Origin of the sequence: Maricaulis sp. (assembly GCF_039978735.1) — a bacterium.
Lineage (GTDB): Bacteria > Pseudomonadota > Alphaproteobacteria > Caulobacterales > Maricaulaceae > Maricaulis.
Genome location: NZ_JBDWAS010000031.1, coordinates 1 through 2,890, shown reverse-complemented (window position 1 = coordinate 2,890; position 2,890 = coordinate 1). Strand labels below are relative to the sequence as shown.

General features: G+C 63.6%; 2 protein-coding genes. Both read left to right on the top strand.

Annotated elements, in window-relative coordinates; genetic code table 11:
- Nucleotides 1–361 precede the first annotated feature (361 nt).
- A complete protein-coding gene (ettA, locus tag ABJO18_RS08300) occupies nucleotides 362–2,029 on the top strand; it encodes an energy-dependent translational throttle protein EttA (protein WP_348509268.1) in 1,668 nt (555 codons plus the stop codon).
- A gap of 2 nt (nucleotides 2,030–2,031) precedes the next feature.
- Nucleotides 2,032–2,712, top strand: coding sequence for a response regulator transcription factor (locus ABJO18_RS08295; RefSeq protein ID WP_348509269.1), 681 nt, complete (start codon nucleotides 2,032–2,034; stop codon nucleotides 2,710–2,712).
- The last annotated feature ends 178 nt before the right edge of the window (nucleotides 2,713–2,890 follow it).

Sequence of the window (2,890 nt, the reverse complement as noted above, 5' to 3'; positions counted from 1 at the left end):
CTCACTCTCTCTTCTACCCTATACATTTTTCCCGGACGGAGGCCCGCGGAAGCGGGCTGCAGATCCGGGATCGACCGAAGATCATTCCAAGCGATGAGCTTCCCGTCGATCCCGGCACTCCGCCCGGCCTTCGCCGGGCGTTCGGCCGGGAAAAGCGGCGGGGTTTTTAGGGTGAAGGGCGCCACTTCACACCTCCACTCCCAAGGTTGAGACGCGTCTCCATCGGCATTGACGAGAGCTTTCATTCGTGAAAACGGAACGCCGCCGCGCACCAAGCCTGCCATCCCGATTGCCCAAACGGCCGCTCTCGGTTAGACGGTGCGGTTCAGGCTTCCCCCAAGACCAAGAGAACCGAACCGCAATGGCCGCCTATAAATACGTCTACCATATGGACAAGCTGTCGAAGACCTATCCGGGTGCTTCCAAGCCGGTCTTCCAGGACATTTCCCTCCACTTCCTGCCCGACGCCAAGATCGGTGTCGTCGGCGTCAACGGTGCGGGCAAGTCCACCCTGCTGAAGATCATGGCGGGCATGGACACGGAGTTCACCGGCGAGGCCTGGGCCGAGAAGGGCGTGAAGGTCGGCTACCTGCCCCAGGAACCGCAGCTCGACGAGAGCAAGACGGTCTGGGAAAACGTCATCGAGGGTTCCGAGCAGAAACAGCTTCTGGAAGAGTTCAACGCCATCTCCATGCAGCTCGCCGAGGATTATTCCGACGAGCTGATGGAGAAGATGACGGCGCTCCAGGAAAAGATCGACGCCGAGAACGCCTGGGATATCGATAGCAAGATCGAGATGGCGATGACGGCACTGCGCTGCCCGCCGTCCGACTGGGGTGTCGCGGAACTCTCCGGCGGTGAGCGCCGCCGCGTTGCGCTGTGCCGCCTACTCCTGTCCGAACCGCACATGCTGCTGCTCGACGAACCGACCAACCACCTGGACGCGGAAAGCGTGCACTGGCTGCAGACCTATCTGGAGAAGTTCGAGGGCGCCGTCCTGATCGTCACCCACGACCGCTACTTCCTCGACTCGATCACCACCTGGACGCTCGAGCTCGATCGCGGCCGCGGCGTGCCCTATGAGGGCGGCTATTCGGCCTGGCTGGAGCAGAAGGCCAAGCGCATGGCCCAGGAAGAGCGCGAAGCCTCGTCCAAGGACAAGGCGCTGGCGCGCGAACTGGAATGGATCCGCTCCTCGCCCAAGGCCCGCCAGGCCAAGTCGAAGGCGCGTATCAAATCCTATGAGGAACTGCGCGAGAGCGCCGAGAAGCGCGAGATCAACCACGCCCAGATCAATATCCCGCCGGGGCCGCGTCTGGGCGGTGTCGTGGTGGAAGTCGAAAACCTGAAGAAGGGTTTCGAGGACAAGCTGCTGATCGACGGCCTGTCGTTCAAACTGCCGCCGGGCGGTGTGGTCGGCGTGATCGGTCCGAACGGCGCCGGCAAGTCCACCCTGTTCAAGATGATCACCGGCCAGGACAAGCCCGACGAGGGCTCGATCCGTCTCGGCGAGACGGTGAAACTGTCCTATGTCGACCAGTCGCGCGATGCGCTCGATCCGAACAAGACCGTCTGGGAAGAGATTTCCGGCGGTAATGACATGATCGATCTGGGCGGCAAGGAAGTGCCGAGCCGGGCCTATGTCGGCGCGTTCAACTTCAAGGGCGGCAACCAGCAGAAGAAGGTCGGCCTGCTGTCGGGCGGTGAGCGCAATCGCGTCCACCTCGCCAAGACGCTGCAGACCGGCGGCAATCTCCTGCTGCTCGACGAACCGACCAACGATCTGGACGTGGAAACCCTCGCGGCGCTGGAACAGGCCCTGGAAGTCTATCCGGGTTGCGCCGTGGTGATCTCGCACGACCGTTTCTTCCTCGACCGTCTGGCCACCCACATCCTCGCCTTCGAGGGCGACAGCCATGTGGAATGGTTCGAAGGAAACTTCGCGGACTATATGGAAGACAAGAAGCGCCGCCTCGGCCCCGACGCCGAAATGCCCCGGCGCATCAAGTTCCAGAAGTTCGGCCGGTAGGCATGCAGGCAGACGACGAGCGTCGCGAATTGAGGGCCTGGCGGTCACGCCAGGCCCTTGCCGTATGTGTGCTTGGCGTTGTTCTCGTCCCGCTGCTGGCGCTGGTCGTTATTGCGATTGCCCGGGACCTGCCGAACCTGTTCCGGTCGCCGCTGATCCTGCTGCTGCCGGTGTGTCTGGTCTGGCTCTGGCTGCTGGGCCGGGCACCCGGGCGCTGGCTGAAGGCCGGAGCGGATGAACGCGCCGGGGATATCCGCAGCGTGCGCGGCGAGGTGATCGTCGATGCCCGCCGCGGCGTCGGCCTGATCGCTCCGTCGCGCTATGCGCTGCGGGTCCGGAACGAGATGTTCGAGATCGGTGAGTTCTGGGCGGCACAGCTCATCCCCGGCAAGACCTATACCGTGCGCTATGCGCCGCGCAGCCGGGCCGTCGTGTCGATTGCCCGTCAGGGCGCGTCGGCCGATGCCGGGGACGCCGTCGAGATCGATCTCACCCGCCGCGAACGCGACTTGCTGCGCCTGATCGCCGAGGGTCTGACCGACAAGGAAATTGCCCGCGAGCTCAATCTCTCGCCGGCGACGGTGCGGACCTATAATTCCGATCTCTACGCCAAGCTGGGCATCTCCCGCCGTACCCAGGCGGTGCCGATTGCCGACCGGCTCGGCCTGACCTCGCAGGTTTGATCTCTGGAGGCGGCGTCACGCTCCCGTCCTCCCCCTTGATGGGCAGGGCTATCGCATATGGGCGATGGCGTTGAGGAGGTAGTCGTTTTCCCAGGCGCAACGTTTCATGCGTCTTCGTATGGATGTTTTGGGGTCGTCGATGCGCTGCAGGAGGCTCATGGCGAGGCGGGTGATGAGG